This is a genomic window from Acidovorax sp. GBBC 1281 (assembly GCF_028473645.1).
Lineage (GTDB): Bacteria > Pseudomonadota > Gammaproteobacteria > Burkholderiales > Burkholderiaceae_C > Paracidovorax.
Map to the genome: position 1 here is coordinate 4,932,706 of NZ_CP097269.1, position 21,335 is coordinate 4,954,040.

The 21,335-nt window shown below is 68.2% G+C and carries 22 protein-coding genes and 1 tRNA gene; 9 read left to right on the plus strand and 14 right to left on the minus strand.

The genetic code is table 11. The annotated features are described in order from the left end of the window. Positions 1-49: 49 nt before the first annotated feature. Positions 50-1,057 (minus strand): M23 family metallopeptidase, encoded by a 1,008-nt coding sequence (locus tag M5C96_RS23080; protein WP_272569826.1) that lies wholly within the window; start codon positions 1,055-1,057, stop codon positions 50-52. Positions 1,058-1,061: 4 nt separating this feature from the next. Between M5C96_RS23080 and M5C96_RS23085 the strand changes: the two genes are divergently transcribed. After that, positions 1,062-1,361 carry a hypothetical protein gene (locus tag M5C96_RS23085; protein ID WP_272565530.1) on the plus strand — a complete coding sequence of 100 codons (300 nt, stop codon included), beginning with the start codon at positions 1,062-1,064 and terminating at the stop codon, positions 1,359-1,361. A 48-nt stretch (positions 1,362-1,409) separates the two neighbouring features. On the opposite strand, the gene M5C96_RS23090 is transcribed toward M5C96_RS23085, so the two are convergent. The 6 genes from M5C96_RS23090 to petA all read right to left on the minus strand — a co-directional run bounded on the left by M5C96_RS23090 (position 1,410) and on the right by petA (position 5,615). Continuing rightward, positions 1,410-1,485 (minus strand) — tRNA-Thr (locus tag M5C96_RS23090). Positions 1,486-1,534: 49 nt separating this feature from the next. Beyond that, positions 1,535-2,068: a ClpXP protease specificity-enhancing factor gene (locus tag M5C96_RS23095; RefSeq protein ID WP_272569828.1), complete on the minus strand. Its 534-nt coding sequence runs from the start codon at positions 2,066-2,068 to the stop codon at positions 1,535-1,537. Between the two features lie 33 nt (positions 2,069-2,101). Next, positions 2,102-2,713: a glutathione S-transferase N-terminal domain-containing protein gene (locus M5C96_RS23100; RefSeq protein ID WP_272565532.1), complete on the minus strand. Its 612-nt coding sequence runs from the start codon at positions 2,711-2,713 to the stop codon at positions 2,102-2,104. A gap of 99 nt (positions 2,714-2,812) precedes the next feature. Next, positions 2,813-3,568: a cytochrome c1 gene (locus M5C96_RS23105; protein ID WP_272565533.1), complete on the minus strand. Its 756-nt coding sequence runs from the start codon at positions 3,566-3,568 to the stop codon at positions 2,813-2,815. Positions 3,569-3,588: 20 nt separating this feature from the next. Beyond that, on the minus strand, positions 3,589-5,004 hold the full coding sequence (locus M5C96_RS23110; protein ID WP_272565534.1) for a cytochrome b: 1,416 nt from the start codon (positions 5,002-5,004) through the stop codon (positions 3,589-3,591). Positions 5,005-5,015: 11 nt separating this feature from the next. Continuing rightward, positions 5,016-5,615 (minus strand): ubiquinol-cytochrome c reductase iron-sulfur subunit, encoded by a 600-nt coding sequence (gene petA / locus M5C96_RS23115; protein WP_272565535.1) that lies wholly within the window; start codon positions 5,613-5,615, stop codon positions 5,016-5,018. Positions 5,616-5,751: 136 nt separating this feature from the next. Between petA and mscL the strand changes: the two genes are divergently transcribed. Next, entirely contained in the window at positions 5,752-6,180 is a 429-nt protein-coding gene (gene mscL / locus M5C96_RS23120) for a large conductance mechanosensitive channel protein MscL (RefSeq protein WP_272565536.1), read from the plus strand. Between the two features lie 46 nt (positions 6,181-6,226). Here mscL and pdxA read toward each other — a convergent pair whose 3' ends face one another. The 3 genes from pdxA to M5C96_RS23135 form a co-directional block, all read right to left on the minus strand. Beyond that, positions 6,227-7,288 carry a 4-hydroxythreonine-4-phosphate dehydrogenase PdxA gene (gene pdxA, locus M5C96_RS23125; RefSeq protein ID WP_272565537.1) on the minus strand — a complete coding sequence of 354 codons (1,062 nt, stop codon included), beginning with the start codon at positions 7,286-7,288 and terminating at the stop codon, positions 6,227-6,229. A gap of 81 nt (positions 7,289-7,369) precedes the next feature. Then, positions 7,370-8,098: a lipoprotein-releasing ABC transporter ATP-binding protein LolD gene (gene lolD / locus M5C96_RS23130; RefSeq protein WP_272565538.1), complete on the minus strand. Its 729-nt coding sequence runs from the start codon at positions 8,096-8,098 to the stop codon at positions 7,370-7,372. Further along, a complete protein-coding gene (locus tag M5C96_RS23135; RefSeq protein WP_272565539.1) occupies positions 8,091-9,344 on the minus strand; it encodes a lipoprotein-releasing ABC transporter permease subunit in 1,254 nt (417 codons plus the stop codon). Before M5C96_RS23135 ends, lolD begins: the two co-directional genes overlap by 8 nt. Positions 9,345-9,426: 82 nt before the next feature. Between M5C96_RS23135 and M5C96_RS23140 the strand changes: the two genes are divergently transcribed. Together M5C96_RS23140 and recJ are read left to right on the plus strand one after the other, a co-directional pair. Continuing rightward, a complete protein-coding gene (locus M5C96_RS23140) occupies positions 9,427-10,398 on the plus strand; it encodes a phosphoglycerate mutase (RefSeq protein ID WP_272565540.1) in 972 nt (323 codons plus the stop codon). Next, a complete protein-coding gene (gene recJ, locus M5C96_RS23145) occupies positions 10,395-12,110 on the plus strand; it encodes a single-stranded-DNA-specific exonuclease RecJ (protein WP_272565541.1) in 1,716 nt (571 codons plus the stop codon). The genes M5C96_RS23140 and recJ overlap by 4 nt, the downstream gene beginning before the upstream one ends. A 193-nt stretch (positions 12,111-12,303) precedes the next feature. Here the strand turns inward: recJ and M5C96_RS23150 are convergent, their stop codons facing one another. After that, complete coding sequence (locus M5C96_RS23150) at positions 12,304-14,175, minus strand: methyl-accepting chemotaxis protein (protein WP_272565542.1); 1,872 nt, start codon at positions 14,173-14,175, stop codon at positions 12,304-12,306. Between the two features lie 185 nt (positions 14,176-14,360). Here M5C96_RS23150 and M5C96_RS23155 point away from each other — a divergent pair, with 185 nt between their 5' ends. Then, positions 14,361-15,224, plus strand: a complete 864-nt coding sequence (locus M5C96_RS23155) for a 3',5'-nucleoside bisphosphate phosphatase (protein ID WP_272565543.1) — start codon at positions 14,361-14,363, stop codon at positions 15,222-15,224. A gap of 10 nt (positions 15,225-15,234) precedes the next feature. Continuing rightward, the gene (locus M5C96_RS23160) at positions 15,235-15,870 is read left to right on the plus strand and encodes an L-threonylcarbamoyladenylate synthase (RefSeq protein ID WP_272565544.1); all 636 of its coding nucleotides are present in this window, start codon (positions 15,235-15,237) and stop codon (positions 15,868-15,870) included. 49 nt (positions 15,871-15,919) lie between these two features. Here the strand turns inward: M5C96_RS23160 and M5C96_RS23165 are convergent, their stop codons facing one another. After that, entirely contained in the window at positions 15,920-17,185 is a 1,266-nt protein-coding gene (locus M5C96_RS23165) for a methyl-accepting chemotaxis protein (RefSeq protein WP_272565546.1), read from the minus strand. 184 nt (positions 17,186-17,369) lie between these two features. Between M5C96_RS23165 and M5C96_RS23170 the strand changes: the two genes are divergently transcribed. From M5C96_RS23170 to M5C96_RS23180, 3 genes are all read left to right on the plus strand, one after another. Next, the gene (locus tag M5C96_RS23170) at positions 17,370-18,038 is read left to right on the plus strand and encodes a site-2 protease family protein (protein WP_272565547.1); all 669 of its coding nucleotides are present in this window, start codon (positions 17,370-17,372) and stop codon (positions 18,036-18,038) included. Positions 18,039-18,125: 87 nt separating this feature from the next. Next, the gene (locus M5C96_RS23175; RefSeq protein WP_272565548.1) at positions 18,126-19,430 is read left to right on the plus strand and encodes a tryptophan--tRNA ligase; all 1,305 of its coding nucleotides are present in this window, start codon (positions 18,126-18,128) and stop codon (positions 19,428-19,430) included. Positions 19,431-19,469: 39 nt separating this feature from the next. Beyond that, positions 19,470-20,039, plus strand: a complete 570-nt coding sequence (locus tag M5C96_RS23180) for an RNA 2'-phosphotransferase (RefSeq protein ID WP_272565549.1) — start codon at positions 19,470-19,472, stop codon at positions 20,037-20,039. On the opposite strand, the gene M5C96_RS23185 is transcribed toward M5C96_RS23180, so the two are convergent. After that, on the minus strand, positions 20,040-20,924 hold the full coding sequence (locus M5C96_RS23185; RefSeq protein WP_272565550.1) for an SDR family NAD(P)-dependent oxidoreductase: 885 nt from the start codon (positions 20,922-20,924) through the stop codon (positions 20,040-20,042). After that, positions 20,917-21,327 carry a hypothetical protein gene (locus tag M5C96_RS23190; protein WP_272565551.1) on the minus strand — a complete coding sequence of 137 codons (411 nt, stop codon included), beginning with the start codon at positions 21,325-21,327 and terminating at the stop codon, positions 20,917-20,919. Before M5C96_RS23190 ends, M5C96_RS23185 begins: the two co-directional genes overlap by 8 nt. Positions 21,328-21,335 lie beyond the last annotated feature (8 nt).

Genomic DNA, 21,335 nt, shown 5'->3' on the forward strand with positions numbered 1-21,335 from the left:
TCAGGTTGCAAGTTGCGCAACCCGGGTCGGCAGGTCCGGACCGCGGATTTTACCTGCGCGGGGTGACGGGCTGGCCATCGGCCTTTTGGGGCGGTCCGGCACTGGCCACGCGGGTGGAGGGCGCCTGGGCTCCGGCCATCAGGAATTTTTGCGGATCCTGCGGAACGCCCTGCACCAGCACCTCGAAATGCAGGTGGGGGCCGGTGGAGCGGCCCGTCGTGCCGACCTCGGCGATCTTCTGGCCGCGGCGCACGAGGTCGCCGCGCTTGACCATCGTTTTGGAGGCATGCGCATAGCGGGTGACCAGCTGGTTGCCGTGGTCCACCTCGATCATGTTGCCGTAGGCGGGGTGGTATTCCTGCGCGACCACTACGCCCCCGGCCGCCGCAAGGATGGGCGTGCCCGTGTCCGCCTGGAAGTCCAATCCCGTGTGCAGGGCGGAGTGGCCCGTGATGGGGTCGATGCGCCAGCCGAACGCCGAGCCGGGGAGCTTGCCCAGCACCGGCGCCTGCGTCGGCACCATGTGCTTTCGGATGTGCTGGTCGAACAGCCGCGATTCCACCACCGTCATCAGGTCCACCCGGCGGTCCGTGAGCTGGGCCAGGTCGTCCAGCGTGCGCTCCAGTTCCTGCATGTCCATGGGGTGGCCCGACACCAGCGCACCGCCCTGCCCTGGCGGCCGCGACAGTTCCGACGCCGGCATGCCCGCCAGCCCCAGCACCCGCTCGCCCAGCGATTCCAGCTGCATGACGCGAGCCTGCATCTCGCCGACCTTGCGCGCCATGGCATCGAGGTTGGCACGCATGAAACGGTCGCGCTCTTCCATTTCGTCCTTGGCCACCAGCTTGACCAGCGACCCGACGATGGGCCAGCCTTCCCGCGCGCCCTTGAGAAAGACCCAGTGGTAGAGCATGGCCGCGACCAGCATGATGGTGAACGAGACCAGCAAGCCCGCCGCCATGAGCCGTGTCCCTGTCAGGTGTATGGCCCGGCTTCGCGCCAGCCGGGCGTCCGTGATAATCAAGTGCACTACATTTCTCCGCGCCGCGCGGCGCATTGCCATGAACCGCCGTCACCAAGCCGTCACCCTGCTTCAAGCCACGGAGGAATCCCCCACATTGGCCAAGCTGGCGGCACTGACACGCGAATCCACGGAGCGGCTCAAGGCCATCGAGCCATTGATCCCCCCGACTTTGCGGCCCGCCATTCAGGCAGGGCCGATCGAAGGCCCGACATGGTGCCTGCTGGTGCGCAGCAACGCAGCGGCGGCCAAGGTGCGTCAGCTGCTGCCTGCCTTGCAGGCGCATTTGCGCACTCGGGGGTGGGAGGTTAACTCCATTCGCCTCAAAATCCAAACCTGAAGCCCGCAAGGGAAGGCATGGCAAAGGGGAGACGAAAAGAGGGAAAGATGGTGCCGATTGTCGGAATCGAACTGACGACCTACCGCTTACAAGGCGGGTGCTCTACCAACTGAGCTAAATCGGCGAAGGCTGCATTCTAGCCGCGCGAAATGCGCCGCAGCCGCACGGCAACGCTATTTGACGCGCTTGAGCGAGGGCCGGCCACCGGCGCCCGGCGACGTGGGCCGGGGTGGCGCGCCACCGTCGTCCGGGGGCGAATCGGTGGACACCAGTTGCACCACACGGTCGTCCGCGCCCGTCGAAGGCTCGGACTCTGCGGGCGCGGAGGCGGCCGTGCTGAGGACCGAGGAAGACAGCACGCCCCCTTCGCTCGGCTCCAGCACGTCCACCGGGGGCGGAAAGGCCATGCCCTGGCCATTCTCGCGCGCGTAGATGGCGATAACGCGGCCCACGGGGACCATGATGTCACGTGGCTTGCCGCCGAAGCGCGCCTTGAACTCGATGAAATCGTTACCCAGCTGCAGCGCGCTGGTCGCGTCATAGCTGATGTTGAGCACGATCTCGCCATCCTTCACATACTCGCGCGGCACCTGCACCGAGTCGTCCACCCGCACGGCAACGTAGGGCGTGAGCCCGTTGTCGGTGCACCACTCATACAAGGCCCGGATGAGATAAGGGCGAGTGGAGGTGGAATCCTGGGCGTTCATCATGGTGGCGTGCGGGAAGGAAGGATTGCGCAATCACTTGCGCATGACTTTTTCGGAAGGCGTCAGCGCTTCGATGTACGCAGGACGCGAGAAGATGCGCTCAGCATACTTGAGCAGCGGCGCGGCGTTCTTGCTCAGGTCGATGCCGTAGTAATCCAGGCGCCAGAGCAGCGGCGCGATGGCCACGTCCAGCATCGAGAAATTCTCGCCCAGCATGTACTTGTTCTTGAGGAACACGGGCGCCAGTTGCGTGAGGCGGTCGCGGATGTGGGCGCGGGCTTTTTCCAGCGCCTTCTCGTTGCCTTTGGTGGCACGCGATTCGAGGATGTTCACGTGAACGAACAGTTCCTTCTCGAAGTTCAGCAGGAACAGGCGCACGCGGGCGCGGTCCACCGGGTCGCCGGGCATCAGTTGCGGATGCGGGAAGCGCTCGTCGATGTATTCGTTGATGATGTTCGACTCGTACAGGATCAGGTCGCGCTCGACCAGAATCGGCACCTGTCCGTAGGGGTTCATCACGCTGATGTCTTCGGGCTTGTTGTACAGGTCCACATCGCGGATCTCGAAGTCCATTCCCTTCTCGAACAGAACGAAACGGCAGCGATGGGAGAAGGGACAGGTCGTACCCGAATAAAGCACCATCATGGTGAGAGGCTCCTAAAAATCAAAAAGAGTGGGCGCAGGATGCGTCCACTCTGAAAACCTGGGCAGCGCCAGGTCTGGCGCCGCAGGCGGTTGGTGCGGTTACTTGATGTCTTTCCAGAAAGCTGCGTTGAGCCTCCAGGCAATCACCGTGAACACACCGAGGAAAATCAAAACCCAGACGCCGACGCGCAACCGGGTATTTTGCGCTGGCTCGCCCATCCATTGCAGGTAATTGACGAGATCACCCACGGCCTGGTCGTATTGGAGGGGGCTCATTGTGCCCGGACTCACCTGCGTCCAGCCCTTGAAGACTTCCGTCTTGTGGCCATGGCTCTCCTGCTGTTCGAACACGGGGCGCCGGTCGCCCTGCAATTGCCAGAGCACGTGAGGCATGCCGACACTCGGGAAGGCGAGATTATTCCATCCCGTGGCCTTGGTCTCGTCGCGGTAGAAAGTGCGCAGGAAGGTATAGAGGTAATCCGCCCCCGTTCCGCCATGGCCGGCGCGCGAGCGGGCGATCACCGTGAGGTCGGGCGGATTGGCGCCGAACCAGTCCTTGGCCTGGCGCGGATCGATGGTGGACTTCATGGTCTCGCCCACCTTTTCGGTGGTGAACAGCAGGTTGTCCTTGATCTGCTGGTCGGTGAGGCCGATGTCCTTCAGGCGGTTGAACCGCATGAACGCGGCCGAGTGGCAGCTCAGGCAGTAGTTGACGAAGAGCTTGGCGCCGTTTTGCAGCGAGGCCGTGTCGTTGGTCTGGACCGGGGCCTTGTCCCAGGCGATGCCGCCTTCGGCGGCCTGCGCGCCCGTGGCGATGCCCAGGGCCGCGATCAGCGTGAGGATGATTTTTTTCATGGGATGGGTCTCCTGCCTGCTCAATGCGCCTTGAAGATCACGCGGTCCGGCACGGGCTTGGGCTCGCCGAGCCGGCTCCACCAGGGCATGAGCAGGAAGAAACCGAAATAGAACAGCGTGCCGACCTGCGAGACACGCTCGCCCAGCGGCGACGGTGGCTGCACGCCCAGATAGGCCAGCGCGACGAAGTTGATCACGAAGATGCCGTACAGGTACTTGTGCCAGCCCGGACGGTAGCGGATCGACTTGACCGGGCTCATGTCCAGCCAGGGCAGGAAGAACAGGATGATGACGGCGCCGCCCATCACGACCACGCCCCAGAACTTGGCGTCGATCGACAGCATGAGGGCGATGGCCGCTGCCGCGATGGCCACGATCGCCACCTTGATGAAGACCGGCAGGCGGCCCTTGACCACGCCGAAGCCGGCGGCCAGCACCACGCACGCGATGAGGGCGTACATCATCTCGCTGGTGATGGCGCGCAGCATGGAATAGAACGGCGTGAAGTACCAGACGGGCGCGATGTGGGCGGGCGTCTTGAGCGGATCGGCCGGGATGAAGTTGTTGTACTCGAGGAAGTAGCCACCGAACTCGGGCGCGAAGAACACCACGGCCGAGAAGATGAAAAGGAACACGCAGACCCCGAAGATGTCATGCACCGTGTAGTAGGGGTGGAACGGGATGCCGTCGAGCGGGTGGCCCTTGTCGTCGCGGGGGGCATTGGGGGCCTTGATCTCCACGCCGTCGGGGTTGTTGGAGCCCACGTCGTGCAGCGCCAGCAGATGCGCCACCACCAGGCCCAGCAGCACCAGCGGCACGGCGATCACGTGGAAGCTGAAGAAGCGGTTCAGCGTGGCATCGCCCACCACGTAGTCGCCGCGGATCAGCAGCGCGAGGTCAGGGCCGATGAAGGGGATGGCCGCGAACAGGTTCACGATCACCTGGGCGCCCCAGTACGACATCTGGCCCCAGGGCAGCAGGTAGCCCATGAAGGCCTCGGCCATCAGCGCCAGGAAGATGGCACAGCCGAAGATCCAAACCAGTTCGCGCGGCTTGCGGTACGAGCCGTAGAGCAGCCCGCGGAACATGTGCAGGTACACCACCACGAAGAACGCCGAGGCGCCCGTAGAGTGCATGTAGCGGATGAGCCAGCCCCACGGCACGTCGCGCATGATGTACTCGACCGACTCGAAGGCCTTCGACGCGTCGGGCTTGTAGTGCATCACCAGGAAGATGCCGGTGACGATCTGGATCACCAGCACCAGCAGGGCCAGCGAGCCGAAGATGTACCAGAAGTTGAAGTTCTTCGGCGCGTAGTACTCCGACATGTGGACGCGGTAGGCGTCGAACGCGGTCGGGAACCGGTTCTCGAACCAGTTGGTGACTTTGGCGCCGGTGGAGGCGTTGGGGGAGATGTCCTTGAATTCGTGGGCCATGTCGTGTTCCCTCATGCCTTCTTGTCTTCACCGATCAGGAGCTTGGTCTCCGACAGGTACATGTGGGGAGGCACTTCCAGGTTGTCCGGCGCCGGCTTGTTCTTGAACACGCGGCCGGCCATGTCGAACGTGGAGCCGTGGCAGGGGCACAGGAAGCCGCCCTTCCAGTCGTCGGGCAGCGAGGGCTGTGCACCGGGCACGAACTTGTCCGAAGGCGAGCAGCCCAGGTGGGTGCAGATGCCCACGGCCACGAGGATTTCAGGCTTGATCGAACGTGCCTCGTTGCGGGCGTATTCGGGGGTGAGTTCGCTCGGCTTGCGCTCCGATTTCGGGTCGGCCAGCTGCGCATCCAGCGAGGGCAGCGCGGCGAGCTGGTCGGGCGTGCGCTTGATGATCCACACGGGCTTGCCGCGCCATTCGACCGTGATTTTCTCGCCCGGCTTGAGATCGGAAATATCGACTTCGACCGCGGCGCCTGCCGCCTTGGCCTTCTCGGAAGGCTGGAACGTGCTCACGAACGGTACGGCGGTTGCTACGCCGCCCACGGCACCAGCGCAGCCAGAGGCGATGAGCCACGTCCGCTTGCTGGAGTCGATAGGAGTTTCACTCATGGGTGTCCTCGTTGTACTTCGCTGGGTGGGGCAATCGCGGAATTGTAGCGGAGTGAAAATGGGTATTCCTAGGCGTTAACACCCCTCAACCTGCGCAATACTGCGAGGGTTTTCAGCTATATCAAGGAGGGGCGAAATGAGCATCGCAAAGGAATTCAAAGAGTTCGCGATCAAAGGTAATGTGGTAGACCTTGCGGTCGGCGTGATCATCGGCGGCGCCTTCGGCAAGATCGTCGATTCGGTGGTCAGCGACCTGATCATGCCGGTGGTGGGGCTGGTCTTCGGCCGGCTGGATTTCTCCAACCTGTTCGTGGTGCTGGGCCCCGTGCCGCCCGGCGTGCCGCAGACGCTGGACGCGCTCAAGAAGGCCGGCGTTCCGGTGCTGGCCTACGGCAACTTCATCACCGTGGCGGTCAACTTCCTGATCCTGGCTTTCATCATCTTCATGATGGTCAAGCAGATCAACCGACTCAAGCGCCAGGCGCCGGCACCCGCGCCGGCCCCGGTGGCGACGCCGGAAGACATCGTGCTGCTGCGCGAGATCCGCGACAGCCTCAAGCGCTGAAAGGCCGGGCGCGCGGCGCACCCGGCGCAGGCGGCCTTCCGGCCGCTCAGGCGGCCGAGGCCAGCCGCCGCGCCATGCGCACGGCCTCGATCAGGCTGGAGGCATCCGCGATGCCCTGGCCGGCGATGTCGAATGCCGTGCCGTGGTCGGGGCTGGTGCGCACCAGCGGCAGGCCGAGCGTCACGTTCACGCCCTTGTCCACGCCCAGGTACTTGACCGGTATCAGCCCCTGGTCGTGGTACATCGCCAGCACGGCATCGAACTCGCCCGCGCGTTGCGGCGTGTGGCGTGCCCGCATGAAGATGGTGTCGGGGGCGTAGGGGCCGTGCGCGTCCACGCCCAGGCGGCGCGCGGCCTCGACGGCCGGGGCGATCACTTCCAACTCTTCACGGCCGAACAGGCCGCCCTCGCCCGCGTGCGGATTGAGCCCCGCCACGCCGATGCGCGGCGCGCGGCCCAGGCTGCGCGAGAGCGCTTCGTGGGTGATGCGCAGCGAGTCCAGCACGTTCTCGCGCGTGACGGCCGCGATCGCATCGCGCAGCGAGACATGGATGCTCACCAGCACGGTGCGCAGCTCGTCGCTCGCCAGCATCATGCGCACGGGCATGCCGGCCAGCGGCACGCCGGCATGGCGTGCCGCCTCGGCCTGCAGCAGTTCGGTGTGGCCGGGAAAATCCACGCCCGCGGCGCTCAGCGCCTCCTTGTGCAGCGGCGCGGTGACCAGGGCGGCAATATCGCCGCGCAGGGCAGCGCGCGCGGCCCAGACCACGCAGTCGGCCGCGGCCCGGCCGGCTTGGGCGCTCACCTGCCCGAAGGGCAGCGGCCCCGGCAACCCAGGCAGGGGCCACACCGGCAGGCAGCGCGGCGGCATGCCGGCCACGTCGGCCGGCGCATCCAGGGTGGCCACGGGCAGCGACGGCTCGCCGGGCCGCTGGATGCACTGGGCGGCCCGGCGCAGCGTGGCCAGATCGCCCACGGCGAAGCAGCCGCGCAGGTCGTCCGGCGCATCGCGGAACGCCTTGGCCACGATTTCAGGGCCGATGCCGGCCGGATCGCCCTGGGTGATGGCCAGGGGCGGCAGGGCGAGGGGGTTGTCGGATGAAGGCATGAATCGGGCTTTAGCGCATATTTTTCTAGGGCATATTGCTATTCATTCAATAGCATCCCAAAACCACTGAAGGCCCAGGGCTCACGCCAGCACGCCCGAGGTCAGCCGCACCACGCGGTCGCAGCGCGCGGCGAGCGACTCGTCATGGGTGACCATCACGAACGCCGTGCCCTTGTCGCGCGCGAGCTGCAGCATCAGTTGGAACACCCCGTCGGCGGTGGCCCGGTCCAGGTTGCCCGTGGGCTCGTCGGCCAGCACGCAGGCGGGCCGGGTGACCAGGGCCCGCGCGATCGCCACGCGCTGGCGCTCGCCGCCGGACAGCTCGGCCGGCCGGTGCTGCACCCGGCCGCCCAGCCCCACGGCGGTGAGCATCTCGACCGCCTGCGCCATGCAGTCGGCATACGGCATGCGGCGGATGCGCAGCGGCATGGCCACGTTGTCCTGCGCGCTGAACTCCGGCAGCAGGTGGTGGAACTGGTAGATGAACCCGAGGTGCTGGTTGCGCAGCTGGCCCTGCCGGTCGGCAGAGAGCGTGTCGAAGGCCTTGCCCTGCAGCTGCACGCTGCCGGCGGTGGGCGCGTCCAGCCCGCCCAGCAGGTGCAGTAGCGTGCTCTTTCCGGAGCCCGAAGCGCCGACGATGGCGAGCGTCTCGCCGGCATGCACATCCAGGTCCACCCCTTGCAGCACGGTGACGTCCAGGCGGCCTTCGGTGAAGCGCTTGGTCAGGCCCCGGGCCTGCAGGACCACCGGCCCGCGGGCGGCGGGAGCGGCATGGGGCACGGCGGCGCCGGGCGTGGACAGGTCATTCATAGCGCAGGGCCTCCGCGGGGTTCACGCGGCTCGCGCGCCAGCTGGGATAGAGCGTGGCCACGAAGGCCAGCACCAGGGAAATGATGCCGATGGGCACGATGTCGCTGCTTTGCGGCTCGCTCGGCATCTTGCTGATGAGGTAGATGTCCTTGGGCAGGAAGCTCGCGTTCAGCGCGTGCTCGATGGCCGGCACGATCACGTCGATGTTCACCGCGATCCCCAGGCCCAGCAGCAGGCCGGCCAGCGTGCCGATGACGCCCACCATCGCGCCCTGCACCACGAAGATGCCCATGATGCTGCCCGGGCTCGCGCCCAGGGTGCGCAGGATGGCGATGTCCGCGCGCTTGTCGGTCACGGTCATCACCAGCGTGGACACGAGGTTGAACGCCGCCACCGCCACGATCAGCGTGAGGATGATGAACATCATGCGTTTTTCCAGCTGCACGGCGGCGAACCAGGTGCGGTTCTGCTGCGTCCAGTCGCGGATCAGCAGGTCGCCGGAGAGCGAGTGCGCCAGCTCCTGCGCCACCTGGGGTGCGCGGTGCAGGTCCTTGAGCTTGAGGCGGATGCCGGTCGGGCCCTCCAGGCGGAAGATGCGCTCGGCGTCCTCGTGGTGCAGCAGCACCAGCGCCGAGTCGTATTCGTAATGCCCCGAGTTGAACGTGCCCGCCACCGTCATCTGCTTGAGGCGGGGCACCACGCCCGCGGGCGTCACCTGCCCGCCTGGCGCGATCAGCGTGACCGCGTCGCCCAGGCGCACGCCCAGGGCGCGGGCCAGTTCGCTGCCCAGCACCACGCGGAACTCGCCCGGCACCAGGGCCTTGAGGGCGTCGACGTTGGCGGCGGCCAGGTCGGTCACATCGCCTTCGCGCAGCGGGTCGATGCCGCGCACCAGCGTGCCCTTCATGTCTTCGCCGCGCGCCAGCAGCGCCTGCGCAGAGACGAACGGCGCCGCGCCCACGACCTCGGGGTTGGCCCGCGCCTGGGCCAGCGTGCGCGGCATGTCCGGCAGCGCCGCGCCGTGGGGGGCGAAGATCTCGATGTGCGAGACCACGCTCAGCATGCGGTCGCGCACCTCTTTCTGAAAGCCGTTCATCACGCTGAGTACGATGATGAGCGCCGCCACGCCGAGCGCGATGCCCAGCATGGAGACGCCCGAGATGAACGAGATGAAGCCGTTGCGCCGCGTGGCGCGCCCGGCCCGGGTGTAGCGCCAGCCCAGGGCCAGCTCGTAGGGAATTTGCATGGGTGTGATGGAAGGCCCGCCGCCGCTCTGGAAATGTCGGCCACCGGGCGGCGCCGATTGTGGCATCCCGGACAATACGCCCATGTCGGACACCCCCCATTTGCTCATTCCGTTCGCGGCCAGCCCCTCGGACGGATGCCAGCAGGCCTTGCAGGACCTCGCCCTGCCCCACCTCGACCGGCTGCTCGCCCGCCTGCCGCCCCCCGCCACCGACCCCGGAGACGAAACCGATTTCATCCCCCCCCACGAGCGCGCCCTGGCCCGCCACCTGGGTTTGCCAGCCACCAGCCGCCAGGCGCCCTGGGCCGCCTGGCACCAGCGCCAGACCGGCGTCACTGGCGCCGATGGCGACGGCGGCACGGCCTGGGCCTTCGTCACGCCCTGCGAATGGCGCGTGACCACCGAGCACGTCACCGTCGGCGATCCGGCCGCGCTGCGCCTGGACGACGCCGCATCGCGCGCGCTGCTGGCCATCGTTGCGCCCTGGTTCGCCGAGGACGGCATCGTGCTCGCCTATGAGCAGCCCACGCGCTGGCTGGCGCGCGGCGCCGTGTTCGAAGGGCTCGCCACCGCCTCGCTGGACCGCGTGATCCAGCGCGACGTGCGCGCCTGGATGCCCGATGCGCTGCAGGCCCGCCTGCTGCACCGCCTGCAAAGCGAGATGCAGATGCTGCTCTACACCCATGCCTTCAACGACGCGCGTGCGGCGCAGGGCCTGGGGCCGGTCAACTCCTTCTGGGTGCACGGCACCGGGTCGCTGCCGCCCGCCACCCCGGGTGCGGCACCGGCGGCCCCGCCGCCCGAAATGCCCACCGCCCTGCGCGATGCCGCCCTGGCCGAGGACTGGCGCACCTGGCGCGCCGCCTGGCAGGCGTTGGATAGCGGCCCGGTCGCCCGGCTGGCCGACCACGTGGCCGCCGGCGGCGCGGCGCGGCTCACGCTGTGCGGCGAGCGCAGCGCGCTCACCTGGCAGACGGGGCCGCGCGGATTCGTGCAAAGGATTCAAAGCCTTTTCCGGCCCCAGCGCATGAAAGACTATGGCGCATTGCTATGAAAATAGTAGCAAGAGACATTCCGCCGCGCGCCGCCTGGGCGCTGGAGCAGGCCGGCGTGCACCCGCTGCTGGCACGGCTGTACGCCGCCCGCGGCGTGTGCGGCAAGGACGAGCTGGACGACGGCCTGGCGCGGCTGCTGCCCCCCGACACCCTGCGCGGCACGCGCGAGGCCGCCGTGCTGCTGGCCGACGCCATCGCGCAGGACCGCCGCCTCATCGTGGTGGCCGACTACGACTGCGACGGCGCCACCGCCTGCGCCGTGGCCGTGCGCGGCCTGCGCCTGCTGGGCACGCGGCAGGTGGACTACCTGGTACCCGACCGCGTGGCGGACGGCTACGGCCTCACCCCCAGCATCGCGCGCCGCGTGCACGAGCGCGGCGCCGACATGCTCATCACCGTGGACAACGGCATCGCCAGCGTGGACGGCGTGGCCGAGGCCAAGGCGCTGGGCCTGCAGGTGCTCGTCACCGACCACCACCTGCCCGGCCCCGCGCTGCCGCTGGCCGATGCCATGGTCAACCCCAACCAGCCCGGCTGCAGCTTCGAGAGCAAATCCATCGCCGGCGTGGGCGTCATGTTCTACGTGCTGATGGCGCTGCGCGCCGAGCTGCGCGAACGCGGCGTGTTCGACAAGGCCAGCCAGCCCAAGCTGGAGCCGCTGCTGCCGCTCGTCGCGCTGGGCACCGTGGCCGACGTGGTGCGCCTCGACAGCAACAACCGCCGCCTGGTGGCCCAGGGCCTGCGCCGCATCCGCGCGGGCGCCATGCCGGCGGGCATCGCCGCGCTGTTCGACGCCGCGGGCCGCAAGGCGCCCGTGGCGACCACCTTCGACTTCGGCTTCGCCCTGGGGCCGCGCATCAACGCCGCGGGGCGCCTGGCGGACATGACGCTGGGCATCGAATGCCTGCTGACGGACGACCCCGGCCGCGCCGCCGAACTCGCCCGCACGCTCGATGCCATCAACCGCGAGCGCCGCGAGATCGAGGGCGGCATGCGCGAGCAGGCGCTGCTCATGGCCGAGAGCCTGTTCGAGGAAGGCACCGAGCCCCCGCCGGCCATCAGCGTGTTCGACCCCGACTTCCACGAAGGCGTGGTGGGCATCGTCGCCTCGCGCATCAAGGACAAGCTGCACCGCCCGACCTTCGTCTTCGCCGCCAGCGCCGCGCCGGGCAAGGGGCACGAACTCAAGGGCTCGGGGCGGTCCATTCCGGGCTTTCACCTGCGCGACGCGCTCGACCTCGTGGCCAAGCGCCACCCGGGCACGCTGCTCAAGTTCGGCGGCCATGCCATGGCGGCCGGCTGCACGGTGGCCGAGGAACACTTCGCCACCTTCGAGCGCGCCTTCGCCCTGGTGGCGCAGGAGTGGCTGGACGCCGCCACGCTCACCCGCCGGCTCGACACCGACGGGCCCCTGGCCCCCGAATACTGCCGCGCGGACATGGTGGACACCCTGCACCGCGAGGTCTGGGGCCAGGGCTTCGCGCCGCCCACGTTCAGCGAGGAGGTCGAGGTGCTGTCGCAGCGCCTGGTGGGCGAGAACAAGCACCACCTGTCGCTCAAGCTGCTGCACCAGGGCCAGCCGGTGGACGGCATCTGGTTCGGCCACACCGAGCAGCTGCCCTCGCGCGTGCTGCTGGCGTTCCGGCTGGACGTGAACGAGTGGAAGGGCGAGCGGCGGGTGCAGTTTCTGGTGGAAGGCGCGCAGCTTTGAGGGGGCGGCGGGCCATCGTACGGCCCGGCGGGCCCGGGCGCTGCCGGGGCCCATTCATGGGGAAACAGGCCTCACGCCGGCGGATTGATTGCCTGATTTGCCATCAATTTCATAGCAAACAACCCCTGCCGCGTTGAGCGCCCGGGCGCCGGGGCCAGCGCCTGGCTTTGCCCGCACCCGGCGTCCCGGTTTTTCAGAACGTTTCCCAATCATCCTCGGAGCCGGACGCCGACCGCGCCGCTACCGGACGAGGCGCTGCGGCGGCGCTGGCGGCGCGGGGCGCGGCTGCGGGTGCAGCGGGCGCCTTGGCCGAAGGCGCCCGGGGCGCGGCCGCTGCAGCGGGTTTGGTAGGTTTGGCGGGCGCCGCCGCGCCGGCGCGGGGAACCGGCGCGGCGAGCGCTGCCGGAGCAGCGGCTGCCGGGACGCGTGCCGGCGCTGCGGCCGAGCGGTTCAGCGCAACGGCAGGCGCCGGGCGCGGCGCGGCAGGCCGTGCGGGGGCCGGGATCGGCGCCCTCGCCACGGCCACCGCCCCCACGTTGAACACCGACACCACCTGCGACAGCCGCTGCGCCTGGTCGCGCATCGCCGTGGCGGCGGCGCTCGACTGCTCCACCAGCGCGGCGTTCTGCTGGGTCATCTGGTCCAGGTTGCTCACGGCCTGGTTGACCTGGGCGATGCCGTCGCGCTGCTCGGTGGACGACGCGGTGATCTCGCCGATCAGGTCGGACACGCGCTGGACGCTGCCGACGATCTCCTCCATGGTCTGGCCGGCCTGCGCCACCTGCTGCGAGCCCGACTCCACGTTGCGCACGGAGGTGTCGATCAGCAGCTTGATCTCCTTGGCCGCCTCGGCCGAGCGCTGCGCCAGGCTGCGCACCTCCGACGCCACTACGGCGAAGCCCCGGCCCTGCTCGCCCGCGCGGGCGGCTTCCACGGCCGCGTTCAACGCCAGGATGTTGGTCTGGAAGGCGATGCCGTCGATCACGCCGATGATGTCGCTGATCTTGCGCGAGCTGTCGGTGATCTGCTGCATGCTGGTCACCACCTGGCCCACCACTTCGCCGCCCCGCCCGGCCACTTGCGCCGCCGTGGACGCGAGCTGGTTGGCCTGGCGCGCGGTGTCGGCGGACTGGGTGACGGTGGCGGTCAGCTCTTCCATGCTGGCCGCCGTCTCCTCAAGGTTGGCGGCGGTCTGTTCGGTGCGGGCGGACAAATCCTGGTTGCCGGTGGCGATCTCGGTGGAGGCGGAAGACACCGACTCCACGCCCGAGCGCACCTCGGCCACCACGCCGCGCAGGCGCGCCGCCATGGCGGACAGCGAGCGCAGCAGGTGGCCCAGCTCATCCTTGCGCGCGTCCTGCACGTCGACGGTCAGGTCGCCCTCCGCGATGGCGTCGGCCAGGCCCACGGCGCGGTCCAGCGGCTGGGTGATCGAGTGCACCGTGAGGTACGCCAGGAACACGCCCAGCAACACCACCAGGGCAGCAATCGCCGCGCCGATCCAGTGGGCCTTCTCCCGCTGGCGCCGGCCCTCGGCCTTGGCCGCTTCACGCTGGCCCTCCTGCTGCTCGACGAAGGTCTCCTGGGTCTGGATGTATTTGGCGACGGCGGGCAGCAACGCGTCGTCCACGAGCTTGCGGGTGGCGTCGATGTCCACACGGCCCTCCTGCGCCTGGGCGGTGATCTTGAGCACGGCGGCGCGCTCGGCGGAGACGCGTTCGAGCTGGGCCTTTTCCTCGGGCGCCACGGCCTGCGCGATGATCTTCTTCTGGATCTCGGTGATGGCGGCGATGTCGTTCTTGACCAGCGCCTTCATGCGGGTGCTCAGCACCTCGTCGGTGGTGACCGCGCTCACCACCACGCGCTCCACGGCCAGCTGCGTCATGCCCTTCCAGCGCAAGGCCAGCGAGATGCGGTCCTCGTTGGCCTGGACCAGGGCGGTGGTTTCGGCATCCACGCGGGCCGTGTAGTTCACGAGGGCATAGACCAGCAACAGCATGCTGCCCATGAGGCCAAGGATGATGAGCCACAGCTTGCGGCCAACGGAAAGGTTCTGGAAGTTCATCGGGAAGTGGGAGCGAAGGTGAAGAAGCGCAAAAAGCACACGGCAGTGGATGCAACGCATGGCGCGTGTCCGGCGTGCACTTTTGCTTACATTTTGCGGGTTTGCGGCGATGGGCGTCAGGGGGGTTTTCCATACTCCGTGCCAGATTGCGACACACGGGAGGGCCGGCGGCCTAGAATCGATCCGTGTCCATCCTTCTCAACGCCGACCTGCATTGCCATTCCGTGGTTTCCGACGGCACGCTCACGCCCGAGGAACTGGCCGCCCGGGCACACGCCAACGGCGTGCAACTGTGGGCCCTGACGGACCACGACGAGATCGGCGGCCAGCACCGCGCCATGGCCGCCGCCGCATCGCACGGCCTGCCCTACCTCACCGGCGTGGAGATCTCGGTCACCTTCGCCGACACCACCGTGCACATCGTCGGCCTGGGGTTCGATCCGGACGACCGGCAGCTCGGCCAGGGCCTGGCCGCCACGCGCGGCGGGCGCGGCGAGCGCGCGATGGAAATGTCCCGCCAGCTGGCCCAGGTGGGCATCCGCGGTGCCTACGAGGGCGCGCTGCGCTACGTGGGCAACCCGGAACTCATCTCCCGCACCCATTTCGCGCGCTTTCTGGTGGAAACCGGCGTGTGCCGCGACACCTCCGAGGTGTTCCGCAAATACCTCACCGAAGGCAAGCCCGGCTACGTGCCGCACCGCTGGGCCGCGCTCGGCGATGCGGTGCGCTGGATCTGCGAGGCCGGCGGCATGGCCGTCATCGCCCATCCGGCCCGCTACAAGTTCAGCGCGAATGCCGAGTACGCGCTCTTCACCGAATTCATCCAGCATGGCGGCCGGGGGGTGGAGGTGGTGACCGGCAGCCATTCCGTGCCCGAATACGGGGTGTATGCCGCCATGGCCACCGAATTCAAGCTCGCCGCATCGCGCGGCAGCGACTTCCACAGCCCGGACGAATCGCACACCGACCTGGGCGCCCTGCCCTCGCTGCCCGGCGCATTGACCCCCGTGTGGGACCTGTTGGCAGACCGCATCCACACCGCCGCCTGAGGACCTTCCCTTGGCCCAGTATTTCGAAGTCCACCCCGACAACCCGCAACCCCGGCTGCTCAAGCAGGGCGCCGCGCTGCTCAAGCAAGGCGCGGTGCTGGCCGTGCCCACCGACTCCAGCTACGCCCTGGTGTGCCAACTGGACGACAAGGCGGCCGTGGACCGCCTGCGCCGCATCCGGCAGGTGGACGAAAAGCACCACCTCACCCTGCTGTGCCGCGACCTGTCGGAGCTGGCCAACTATGCCCGCGTGGACAACCGGCAGTACCGCCTGCTCAAGCTGGCAACGCCTGGTCCCTACACCTTCATCCTGGACGCCACCAAGGAAGTGCCCCGCCGCGTGAGCCATCCGCAGCGCAAGACCATCGGCCTGCGCGTGCCGGACCGCAAGGGCCTGCAACTGCTGCTGGAGCTGCACGGCGCGCCGCTACTGGCCACCACCTTCATCGCGCCGGGCGAAACCCTGCCGTTGAACGACCCGCGCGAGATCCGCGAGCGCTACGAGCACCAGATCGATGCCGTCGTCGATGCGGGCGCCTGCCCGCTGGAGCCCACCACCGTGGTGGACCTGACCGACATGTACGACGGCGGCGAACCGCGGGTGGTGCGCGAGGGCCGCGGCAGCCTGCAGGCGCTGGGACTCTGAGGGACGCGGCGCTGAGGCCGTACTGAGACGCGAGAACGCGCCGCTGCCCTCAGCCCGGCAGGCGCAGCGCGGACGGGCCGTGATGGCCGGGCGAGCCCAGGGCGGGCGTGTCGTCATCGTCCAGCTTGAACGCGCCCACGGCACGCTGCAGGTCGTTCGCGCGTTCCGACAGCACCGACGCGGCCCGCGCCGCCGCCTCCACCATCGCCGCGTTCTGCTGCGTGGCGCCATCCATGTGCGCGACCGCCTGGTTCACATGGGCGATGCCGTCGCTCTGCTCGTGCAGGGCGTGCGAAATCTCACCCAGCAGGGCGGTGACCTGCCCCACGTCGTGCACGATCTCCTGCATCGTCTTGCCCGCCTGGCCGACCAGGCCGGTGCCGTTCTGCACCTGCTGCACGGACTCCTGGATCAGCGTGCGGATCTCGCGCGCCGCCACGGCGCTGCGCTGGGCCAGGCTGCGCACCTCGGAGGCCACCACCGCGAAGCCGCGGCCCTGCTCGCCCGCGCGGGCGGCTTCCACGGCGGCGTTGAGCGCCAGGATGTTGGTCTGGAAGGCGATGCCCTCGATCACCTGGATGATGTCCACGATCTTGTGCGAGCTGCCGCTGATGGCCTGCATGGTCTGCACCACCTCGCCCACCACCGCCCCGCCGCGCTCGGCCGTGGCGGACGCGGCCACGGCCAGCCCGCTGGCGGAGCGTGCCCGGTCGGCGTTCTGGCGCACGGTGGAGGTGAGCTGCGCCATGCTCGCGGCTGTCTCGGTCAGGGAGGACACCTGCTCCTGCGTGCGGCGCGACAGATCGGAATTGCCCGAATCGATGTCGCCCGCGCACAGCGTGATCGCATCGGTGGACTGCTTGATGCGCGAGACCAGCTCGGTCAAGGTGTCTTCCATCGTGCCCAGCGCCCCGAGCAGCCGCCCGAAATCGCCCTGCAGGTCGGAGCTGAACTCCTTGCTCAGGTCGCCCGCCGCCACGGTTTCGGCGATGACGATGGCCTGGGCCAGGGGGCTCACGATGCCCTGGCGCAGCAGCAGGAACGCGGCAATGGCCACCGCGAACACCAGCCCGCCCAGCACCAGCAGCCATACCCGCACGTCGTCCAGCTGCCCTTGCGCTGCCTGAACGGCCTGCACCAGCGGCATTCGCTGCGCGTCGGCCAGGCCGCCCGCCAGTTGCAATGCCGCGCGGTGCGACGCCTGCGCCCGCCCGATGTCGGTGAGCCCCACGACCACCAGCAGCGCCATCAGCGCCGCGAGCGCCCCGAACGCCAGCACCAGCCGCGTACCAATCTTCAGCCTGTCCAAGCCCATGATCGACTGTCTCCTATGCCTGTTGTATGTCGTTATCGCAGGCAGCGACCGGCGCCCGGCAGTGTGCACAGGCTACGTTTTGCAACATGCCGTGCCATGCTATCAACGATCGCGCCGGGCGCCCTCCGTAGTTGCGCTTATGCCGCAGGAAAGGCCCCATGCCGGCGTCTGAGACAATCGCCCGGTGGACTTCTCCAACCTCATCCAAACCGTTCTCATCTACGCACTGCCGGTGCTCTTCGCGATCACGGTGCACGAAGCCGCCCATGGCTACGCCGCGCGCCACTTCGGCGACCAGACCGCGTTCATGATGGGCCGCATCACGCTCAACCCGCTCAAGCACATCGACCCGGTCGGCACGATCCTCATGCCGCTGCTGCTGTACTTCGCCACGTCGGGGGCATTTCTGTTCGGCTACGCCAAGCCGGTGCCGGTGAATTTCGGCAACCTGCGCAACCCCAAGCGCGACATGATCTGGGTCGCGCTGGCGGGGCCGGCCTCCAATTTCTTCCAGGCCATCCTGTGGGCGGTGTTCCTCATCGCGTTGGTCGGCTTCGGCGTGCAGGAGCGCTTTTTCCTGGAGATGGCGCGCGCCGGCATGCTGGTCAACCTCGTCATGTGGGCCTTCAACCTGTTTCCGCTGCCGCCGCTGGACGGCGGGCGCATCCTGGTCGGCCTGCTGCCCTGGAAACAGGCGCAAATGGTGTCGCGCATCGAGCCCTACGGCTTCTTCATCGTGCTGGCCCTGGTCGTGGCCGGCGTGGTGGGTGCGGTCTGGCTGCGCCCGCTCATGTCGCTGGGCTACTCGGCCATCAACCTGCTGCTGACGCCCCTGATGGCGATGCTGCGCTGATCGGCACCCGCATCTGAACGTTGCGGGGCCGACAGGCCCGCGGCTGCGGTTCTCTTCTTCCTTTGTTTTTCTGCGGATCTTGCTTTCATGACCACCACGCGCTTTCTCACCGGCATCACCACCACGGGCACGCCGCACCTGGGCAACTTCGTCGGGTCCATCCGCCCCTCCGTCGCGGCCAGCCTGCAGCCAGGCGTGCAGAGCTTTTACTTTCTGGCCGACTACCACGCGCTCATCAAGTGCGAAGACCCGGTGCGCATCCAGCGGTCCACGCTGGAGATCGCCGCCAGCTGGCTCGCCGCCGGGCTGAACCCCGAGCACGTCACCTTCTACCGCCAGTCCGACATTCCGGAAATCCCCGAACTCAACTGGCTGCTCAGCTGCGTGACCGGCAAGGGCGTGCTCAACCGTGCCCATGCCTACAAGGCGTCGCAGGACAAGAACACCGCCGCCGGCCGCGAGGCCGATGACGGGGTGACCGCCGGCCTGTTCATGTACCCCGTGCTCATGGGCGCCGACATTCTGCTGTTCAAGGCCCACAAGGTGCCCGTGGGCCGCGACCAGGTGCAGCACATCGAGATGGCGCGCGACATGGCGGCCAGTTTCAACCACCTGTACGGCGAGCGCTTCGTGCTGCCCGAGGCCGCCATCGACGAGCACGTGGCCACCCTGCCGGGCCTCGACGGCCGCAAGATGAGCAAGAGCTACGACAACACCATCCCGCTGTTCTCGTCGCGCGAACAGCTACGCAAGCTCATCGGCGGCATCCTCACCGACTCGCGCGCGCCCGGCGAACCCAAGGACACCGAGGGCTCGGCCCTGTTCCAGATCTACCAGGCCTTCGCCACCGAGGCGGAGACCACCGCGCTGCGCCGGCAATACGCCGAAGGCATCGCCTGGGGCGACGCCAAGCAGGTGCTGTTCGAACGCGTGGACCAGGTCATCGCCCCGATGCGCGCGCGCTACGAAGCGCTGATGGCCGACCCCTCGCAGATCGAAGACACCCTGCTGGCCGGCGCCGAACGCGCACGGGCCATTGCCACGCCGTTCATGCGCGACCTGCGCGGGGCCGTGGGGCTGCGCAGCCTGCGCATTGCCGCAGTGGCGGCGCCGGCACAGGCCAAGCCCGCCAAGGCGGCGCTGCCGTCGTTCAAGCAGTACCGCGAGGCGGACGGCAAGTTCTACTTCAAGCTAGTCGCGGCGGATGGCCGGGTGCTGCTGCAAAGCACCGGCTTCGATGCGCCGCGCGATGCGGGGCAGGCCATTGCACGGCTGCAGAAGGAATCGGGAGCACTCCAGGCGCTGACAGCCTGCCTGGTGCCGCAGCAGGGGGTCGAGGACCGCGAAGTGGACGAGGCCCTGCAGGCATTGATCACCGCAGCGGCGGAGTGACGCGTCGCCAGGCCGGATAGACAGCCCAAGGCGTTTTCCATGAGCACCAAGCCACTCGCCGAAACCAGCAAGTTTCTCAGCTACGTTCTGCGCCATGAACCCCAATCCATCGGGCTGACCCTGGATCGCGAGGGCTGGGCCCCCATCGACGCATTGATCGCGGCGGCGGCCCTGCACGGTCGCGCACTGGACCGTGCATTGATCGAGCAGGTCGTCATCACCAGCGACAAAAAACGGTTTTCGATTTCGGAAGATGGCTCCCGCATCCGGGCGGTGCAAGGGCACTCCACCCCTACCGTGTCGATCCGCATGGAGGAAAAGACGCCGCCCGCTGTTCTGTACCACGGCACTGCGACCCGGTTTCTGGAGTCGATCCGCCAGCAAGGATTGCTGCCGGGTTCGCGGCACCATGTGCATCTTTCAGAGGATGCGCAGACCGCGACCAGCGTGGGGCAGCGATACGGGCAACCCGTGGTGCTGTCCATCGCAGCGGCTACCATGCACGGCCAAGGGCACCGGTTCTACCAAGCAGACAATGGCGTCTGGCTCACGGCGAATGTGCCGGCCGACTTCATTGACTTCGCGCCGGCAAACCGCGGTCAACGCTGATCAGCGGCGGGCATCGGCAACGCATACCCACACGCCCTCTTCCTGGCGCACGAGCCCACGCGCGACCAGCGAATCCAGGTACCGCTGGTGGCCCCGCTCGGCCCTGCGCTGGAACAGGGGCAGCGCCCGCGCCAGGCAATTGGGGAGCAGCATCGCCAGCCGCACCGTCCAGGACTCGGCAGGCCGCACGAAGCGCTCCAGGCAAGACTGGTCCAGGCAGCGCATCACCTGCAGCGCCACCTCGTCGGGCATCTGGGGCGGGTCCATGAACTGCAGCTTGTTGCCCCCGTGTATCGCTTCGCGCATCAGCATCGGGGTCTCGGTGGCCGAAGGGTTCACGATGGAAAACCGCACCCCGAGCCGCGCGCCGTCCAGCCCCAGGCACAGCATGGCGCCACGCAGCCCGAACTTGCTTGCGGAATACACGGTGGACTCCGGCAACGGAAACATGCCGCCGAGCGACACGATGCTCACCACCCGGCCGTCGCCCGTGCACTGGAGCAACGGCAGCAGGCTGTGGGTGAGCAGCAGCGGCGCCATCAGGTTCAACTCCAGCTCGTTGCGGATGGAATCCTGGCCGCGCTGCTCGAACGGGGTCGTGCCCACCATGCCCGCGTTGTTCACCAGCAGGTCCAGCCGGCCCCACCGGGCCTGCACCTGTTGCACCAGAAGCTGCCGGGCCGTCGGGTCGGTCAGATCGGCAACGTGCGCCATGGCCAGCGGACCCAGCGCCTGAACGGCCCGGTCCAGCGCCTGCTGGTCGATATCGACCAGCAGGCAGCGCATTCCCCGCTGGATCAGCCGCGCGCTGATCGCCCGCCCCAATCCACCGGCGCCGCCGGTCACCAAGGCAACCCCGCCGGCGAAAGGCTTGCGCTCAGCCATGCGCTACCTCGCCCGGCTGCGGCGCGGCGGCGAGCCCGTTGCGGCCGCTGTGGCGCACGGGGCTGGCCTTGACCCTGAGAGCGTCGTACATGGTCTCGCTGAGTTCTCCCCAGCCCATGCGCCTGCGCAACTTGCGCAGATAGGCCTTGAAGGCATGCGCGTCGATATAGACGGCATGCCGGGGCGACTGAACGAATCGGATACCGCCCGACAGATCGGGCTCGTCCTTGCGGATGGCATCGTCGAACCGTTGTGCGCTCTCCGGTGCCGTCCGCTGCGCCTTCAGGTAGCAGGCGATCATGTGCGCCTGCGTGTCGAACAGCTTGTAGGCACTGGAGTTGGTTTCCAGATAGCCGATGCCGAAAAGGTTGCGGTGGCTGCGGTTGAACATCGACAGGTACATCTGCGGCC